A 6,786-nucleotide genomic window follows, 5' to 3' on the forward strand; every position below is an offset into this window, starting at 1 on the left:
GACCTGCGTGGCGGCAATGAAATTGGCCTCGTCGATTCGGGCGGCGCGGACATTGGCTTCCGCCAGCGCGACTTGCAGTTCATCGGTGATATTGGCGTCCGTCACGCCTTCGAACAGCACCTGGACCGTGTTGATAGGCGAGGCGTTCGAACTGTAGTAGTACCGGCGGCGGGCATCCTCGTCGGAGCCGAGCAATTCGTTGTCCAGTAGCGGCACGCTGACCTGCACGGCCTGGCCGCTGGCGACCAGCGTCGCGATGTTCGGATCGGCCTCGATGGCCGCGACGGTCTCGGCGCCAGGTGCCTCGTCGGTCAGCGAATCGCCCAGGCCGTAGGTGTTGATCAGATACCGCAGCACGTTCGTCGCGCCGGAATCGGCGCCCACGCTGCCGCCCGCGTTGGCCTGGATCGCCGCTGCGGCGAGCGCGTCAACGTAGCTGTCCGTGTAGGCCGTTCCGGCCGCGTCCAGCAGATTGGCGATGCGGGCAGCCAGTTCGATGCGGTTCGCCTCGCTGGCGAGGTCGGTGGTGCCGGCGTCCTGCGCGGCCGCGATGATCGCCTGTGCCACGTCACGACGCAGCGTGGCTTCGGTCTGGCGGCTTTCCGGCAGGGTGGTGAGGTCCAGCGCGGCCAGCGTGGCCGACAACTGGTCCGGAGCGGCGGCGATGTCCGCGATCAGCGACGGGAAGTATTCCACGAGTGAGAACGCCGAAAGCAGCGGCAGGTTGGCCGTCGGGCTGTCGGCGGCGTCGGCGCCCAGGTCCGCCAGGATGTCCGCCAAGCTGGTTTCCAGCGTCACGGCGTCCAGCGATGCCGCAGCGTGGAAGACCAGCGTGGAGACCGGGGTGACATTGACTGAGGTGGTGTCATCGGTCAGATCGCCGAGGGCCCGGATCAGCTCGATCCGGCCGTTCACCTGATAACGGGCGTCGTGGATGTTCTGCACCACGATCACGTACTGATCCAGCGCACCGTCGCTGATCTCGAAGCGGTAGAACCCGTTATTGCGCGTGGTCGCGACCGAGATGACCTCGTACTGGTCCAGGCTGGCCTTGTTCGTGACGGCGCCGCTGTCACGCAGCAGCAGGACCGTCGCCTGGCCGACACTGCCGGATTCGCCACTGGGAGCCACGGCCACCTGCACGGTGGTCGCGGACGGGTCAGGGTTGTCGGACCCGCCGCCGCTGCCGCCCCCGCAGGCGCTCAATCCAAAAAGGGTGGCTCCGAGCAGGGTGAGAACGGCGTGCTGGCGCATCGAATGTCCTTCGCGTCATGGAAAACAGGAAGGCGCAGGCTAGCTTCGAGAATCAATAAAGTCAATGAGAATGATTCGCATTAATTATCTAGTGAGGGGTGCGGCTGGTTGATGTATGGCTTCACAAGTCGTGCTGCGCCTTCGGCTACGCGATGAGTTCAGCGTTCTGGATGGGGTGATGCCGGGAGACTGTCAGCCGATAGTGCGGGTCGGGTCCGGCCGGACGCCGGAACGCCGGGCATTCGGTCACTGCCCGTGGTGGAAACCACCACCGGTTCAACTCTCGGCGAGGTGTCCGGTCTGAGTAACAGTGTGGCCGCCACGGCGAGCGCCCACAGGCGCTTTCGCCGGATCATGGTGGGGCGTTGCGCGACTCCAGCGTCTTCACCCGTGCCTCCAGTTTCCGCAGGTTGATCGCGTTTGCGGCCACAAGCACGGCGAGGCATACCAGCAGGCCGCTCTGGATGATTTCGTTCATCGTTGTCTCCTCACGGGTGATGGGTGTTTTCCCCGGGTTAGCGAGTCAAGCCGCACCCCGATGGTCCACTTGAGCGCGCCCAGGCGCATCAGAAGCGAACGGTCAGGCTGCCGACGACGTTGCGGCGCGGACCGTAGAAACAGTCGCCGCGCTCCAGGCAGGCGGAGACAACGGTCTCGTCTTCCAGATTGCTGCCGTTCACGGCGAGACGCCAGTTCCGGTAGTCGTAGGCGATCATGGCGTCGTACAACGTGGTCGACGGGACTTCGACGGTCTCGCTTTCGTCGGGAATCGCGCTGGTGTATCGGATGCCCGCACCGATCGACAGGCCGGGCAGGCCGATGGCGCCGAAGTGGAAGCGGGTCCACAGCGAGGCGACTTCTTCGGGCGTCGCCGCCAGCGCCTTGATCCGGGCACCTTCGTCGGCGTTTTCGCCGGCATCGCTGAATCCGTCGAGATAGGTGTAGGCCAGCATCACGTCGAGCACGTTCGGCCAGGTCATGCCGGCCTCCAGTTCGGCGCCCTTGATCTCCGCGGTGCCGAGCTGGACCTGCACGCTGGGGTCAGGGCCGGGCGCCAGGCGATTCTCCTCGTTGATCTCGAACACGCTGGCGGTGATCAGGGCCGGAAACGATGGCGGCTGATACTTGATCCCGGCTTCCCACTGCTCACCGCGGATGGGCTTGAACGGATCGTCTTCCATGTTGAGCTGCGCCACCGGGTTGAAGGATTCCGAGTAGCTCACGTAGGGCGAGAAACCGGCATCGAAGCGATACAGCAGCCCGGCGCGCCGGGATTCCGCCTCGTCCTCCTGGGCCGGGCCGCCGGCTTCCTCGGATCGCGCCTCGTCCCGTCGCCATCCCACCAGTGCGATCAGGTGCTCGCCGAATGTCATCTGATTCTGAATGTAGTAGCCGGTCTGCCGAGTCACGAGATCGGGCCGTGCCTCGGCTTCCGGGACGATGAAGTTCCCGTATTCAGGCTCGTAGAGATCAAACAGACCTTGTCTGATGATCTGAAAGGTGTCGAGCGTGCCCTCGTTCTGACGGGTGGTCACCTTGGTCGCGTCCACGCCGATCAGCAACTCGTGGTCGATGAAGCCGGTGGACACATTGCCGGTCAGGCGGTGATCGGAGGTGATGGCGCGGACGCGGGCGTCAGTCACGTAGGTGATGCGCAGCACGGAATCCCGGCGAAACGGATTCAGCAGGTAGGGGTCGCCGGTGTAGATGTTCGGGTACATGGTCCGATAGTCGGACTCGCTTTCCATGTAGCGGGCGTTCTGGGAAAGCGTCCACCGGGTGCCGAGGCCGATTTTCAGCAGTGATGTCACCGCATCCTGGTCGGTGTGGTAGCGATCGAATTCCGGTTCGCTGACGAAACGGTTGGTCGGGATCCGGCCGTTGGGATTGTCCTGGATCGTGCCCTCCCGGGGCAGGAACGCCGTGGACGAACCACTGCGGTCTTTCTGGACATTGCCGAGCAGGGTCCACTCGAACCAGCCGGACGGTCGCCAGGTCAGCGACGGTGCGATGAACTCGCGATTGTCCTGCACGTAGTCGACCTGCATGGCCGAGTTCCGGTGCAGCCCGACGATTCGGTACGCCAGGCTGCCATCCGACGTGATCGGGCCGGTGAAGTCCGCGGCGTACTGGCGACGCTGATAGTCGCCGTATTCGGCGCGCAATTCGTGAGCGGCCTCGGTTCGCGGCCGCTTGCTGTTGACGTTGATCATGCCGCCGCTGGTGCCCTGGCCGTAGAGCACGGAGGACGGTCCGCGGACGATCTCGATGCTGTCCAGGGCGTACGGATCGGTGCGAACGTTGTTGTAGGAACCGAACAGGCTGCGCAGCCCGTCCTGGTATTGCACGAAGGCCGTACCGCGGACGATGGCCGAGTCGGTGCGGGAATCCAGGCCATAGGCATCGGCGTGAATCCCGGCGGAATAGCGCAGGGCGTCCTGCAGCGTCAACGCGCCGAGGTCGCGGAGCTGATCCGCGCTGATCACGGAGATCGACTGCGGAGTCTCGATGATCGGGGTGTCGGTCTTGGTTGCGCTGGTAGCGTCCGGCTCCTGGTAGCGGGGTGCCTGCACGCGTTGTCCCTCGACCGCGACGGGGGCGAGCTCCACTGCCTCGTCGTCCGATTCGACCTGGATCGTGTCCTCGTAGGGTGCGGGTGTCTGTGCGGCGACCCGGACGCTCATGGCGGCCAGGCAGCAGAGTACGAGCCGACCTGATCGTCCGGCGAGTAGGGGTGATGGCATTGCGGAAACCGGTTCCTGGCGCGGAAAAGACGCTGGCAAGTTGGTAAGGTGAGCGTTTAGCAAAATAGTAGTGCAAATAAGAACCAAGTGCATTAATGTCGCCGCCCCTGAAACCGAGGCAGGAGGGTTCCGGACGTGCTGGAGCCCCGTGGCCCGGCCCTTCAGGTCGCACCCGATCGGGGAGAGAGAGAGTGAATTCCAACGTGGTATGGCAGGACAACGTCGGCAACCGTCGGCTTCCGGCGGCCGCTGTCGTGTTGACGGTGCTTGCGGCGTGGTCGGGCGTCGCGGTGGCCCAATCAGCGGAGCCGTCGGACGATCCGGAGTCGGAACTGATTGTTGACACGATTCCGGTGGACACCGGCGAGGGCGATGAGCGTGCGCCGGAGCCGGAACAACAGTCCGGGTCGACGCTGAATCTCGGCACGCTGGTCGTCAGCGGCGACAAGCTGGGACGGACACTGGCGGAGTCCCGCACCAGCGTCGGCCTGATCACCGGCGAGGCCATCGATGCCGGCAGCGATTCCAACCTGCAGGAAGTCGTGTCCCAGATCGCCAACGTGGTGATCGGCAACAGCGACCGCGAGATTTCGATTCGCGGAGTACCGAACGACGGCATCGGCGGCGAGGGTGACACGATCAGCGTCTACCTGGACGGCGTGGCGCTGCCCGGGCAGACAGGCATCTACGGCGGGCCGCTGTCGGTCTGGGATGTTGAGCAGGTGGAGGTGTTGCGCGGTCCGCAGTCGACGACCTTCGGCCGCAACAGCATCGCCGGCGCGCTGACGCTGACGACGCGTGATCCGACGCCCGAATGGGACCTGCGCGCGCGAGCCTCGCGCTTCTCCCGCGACGGGCATGACTACGCGGTGGCTGGTGGCGGGCCGATCACCGACGGCCTGCGCTTTCGCATTGCCGCGCAGGACAGCTACGCCCGCGGGGACATCTACAACGTCACGCGGATGGAGGACGATGCCGACCGTGCCGCCATCGAGAACGTCCGCGCCAAACTCGAATGGCTCCCGCTGTCTGACTGGCTGCCGGGTTACCGCAGCCTGATCTCCTACAGCGCCTCCGACAACGAATTCGGTGACAACATTTTCGACAGCACCAATGAGGAGCGCACCGCCACCGCGGATGAGCGCTTCATCGGTGTGTTCACCACCGATGTGTACACCTGGGAGCAGAGCCTGCCGCTGGGCGCCTGGTTGACGCTGGAGTCGGTCACCGGCTTCGTCGACAGCGTGGATGACCGCGAGTGGGGCTACGACCGGACCGAGGAGGATGGCGGCACCACGACCTTTGATCGAACCACGGAAACCTTCAGCCAGGAGCTCCGGCTGCAGATGCGCTTCGACACGGTCAAGGCCGTGATTGGCGCCTATTTCTCCGACGAAGACCGCTACGAAGCGACCACGGGTGAGGGCATTCCGGCCGCGGGCGGTGTGGTGCTGCTCAGCGGGATCCAGAGCAGCGATCGGCAGGCCGAAACCTCGGCGCTGTTCGCCGAGCTCGACTGGACGCTGCTGGACGACTGGACCGTGACGCTGGGTGGACGCCTCAATCGCGAGCACGACCAGCGCAGGGATGTCGCCGAACTGGAATACACCCTGACCGCCCCGATCCCCGGCCTGCCCTTCGACATCGGTGTGCCGCTGCCGGATGCGGTGTCCGATCTGCTGTCCCAGGCGCAGCCCGATTTCGTGCCGCCCGACTACGACGTGAGCGGCGACGAGACATTCACCGACTTTCTCCCCAAGGTCGGGCTGACCTGGCAGTACCTGCCCACGCACTCCGTGGGCGTGCAGTACCAGCAGGGCTACCGCTCCGGCGGCACCAGCGTCACCTTCTTTGGGGGCGAGTTGAGCCAGTTCGATCCCGAATACACCAGGACCACCGAACTCGCGCTGCGCAACCAGTGGCTTGATGGCGCGCTGTCGGTGAACGCGAACCTGTTCTACACCGAATGGGAGGACCAGCAGGTCACCATAGGCGAGGAGACCAGCTTCTACACCACGACCGAGAACGCCGGCGAATCCCACCAGTACGGCCTCGAGGTCGAGTCGCTGGTCCAGTTGCCGTACAAGCTGGAGCTGTTCGCCAGCCTCGGATTGCTGCGCTCGGAGTTCGACCGCTTCGTGAACAGCGGCGAGAACTACGCTGACAACCGCTTTCCGCTGTCTCCGGATGAGAGCGGGTCGGTGGGGCTGACGCTGACGGACTGGAAGGGCGTCAGCGGGCAGGTCTCCGTGAATTACGTGGGTGACATCGACAGCTACGCCAACAACGACCCGGAGGGTCGCGTGCCGTCGCGCACGCTGCTCAACGCCAAGATCGGCTACGCCCTGCCATGGGGCTTCTCGATCCAGGTGTTCGGCCGCAACCTGACGGATGACGTGAATCTGCAAGGTCGGTTCGTCAATGGCGAAGGCGAGGATCAGCGCGTGGCCAAGCGCTACGGCGAAGCCCGCACTTACGGTGTCAGCCTGTCCTGGGAGCTCTGATGCGTCGCGGTCGTGACGGGCGCCCCGGCGCCGTCGCGTCCACCCGACGGGCAGGCCGTCGCGACGTGCGGACCCGATTGAATGCGAAGGGCTCGCGCCACGGGCGTCCCGTCGGACGGCTGCGTCGGTCGTTTGCAGCGGTTCTTGGTCTGGTCGCGTTGCTGACCGGGTTGTCGCCGGTGTTCGCCGGCTCCGAACAGGTCCTGCTCGACCGCGAGACATTTCTGGCGGAGGCATTCGACGGGATGGACGTGCCGGCTCCGCGGCTGGTGTGGCTCGCGGGC

At 65.1% G+C, this 6,786-nt stretch carries 4 protein-coding genes; 1 reads left to right on the forward strand and 3 read right to left on the reverse strand.

Features of this window, described 5'->3' with window-relative positions:
• From ABNS06_RS09095 to ABNS06_RS09105, 3 genes are all read right to left on the reverse strand, one after another.
• On the reverse strand, nt 1-1,254 hold a 1,254-nt coding region (locus ABNS06_RS09095), incomplete at its 3' end, for a hypothetical protein (protein ID WP_348674059.1).
• A 352-nt stretch (nt 1,255-1,606) separates the two neighbouring features.
• Nucleotides 1,607-1,732 (reverse strand): hypothetical protein, encoded by a 126-nt coding sequence (locus tag ABNS06_RS09100; RefSeq protein ID WP_348674060.1) that lies wholly within the window; start codon nt 1,730-1,732, stop codon nt 1,607-1,609.
• A gap of 88 nt (nt 1,733-1,820) precedes the next feature.
• The gene (locus ABNS06_RS09105) at nt 1,821-3,938 is read right to left on the reverse strand and encodes a TonB-dependent siderophore receptor (RefSeq protein ID WP_348674061.1); all 2,118 of its coding nucleotides are present in this window, start codon (nt 3,936-3,938) and stop codon (nt 1,821-1,823) included.
• A gap of 251 nt (nt 3,939-4,189) precedes the next feature.
• On the opposite strand from ABNS06_RS09105, the gene ABNS06_RS09110 reads away from it, so the two are divergent.
• On the forward strand, nt 4,190-6,502 hold the full coding sequence (locus ABNS06_RS09110; protein ID WP_348674063.1) for a TonB-dependent receptor: 2,313 nt from the start codon (nt 4,190-4,192) through the stop codon (nt 6,500-6,502).
• Nucleotides 6,503-6,786 lie beyond the last annotated feature (284 nt).

It is taken from the genome of uncultured Abyssibacter sp. (assembly GCF_964000955.1).
Lineage (GTDB): Bacteria > Pseudomonadota > Gammaproteobacteria > Nevskiales > OUC007 > Abyssibacter.

Coding starts and splice junctions, on each gene's coding strand:
- ABNS06_RS09100 (WP_348674060.1), bottom strand. CDS start 1,732: ATGAACGAAATCATCCAGAGCGGCCTGCTGGTATGCCTCGCCGTGCTT.
- ABNS06_RS09105 (WP_348674061.1), bottom strand. CDS start 3,938: ATGAGCGTCCGGGTCGCCGCACAGACACCCGCACCCTACGAGGACACG.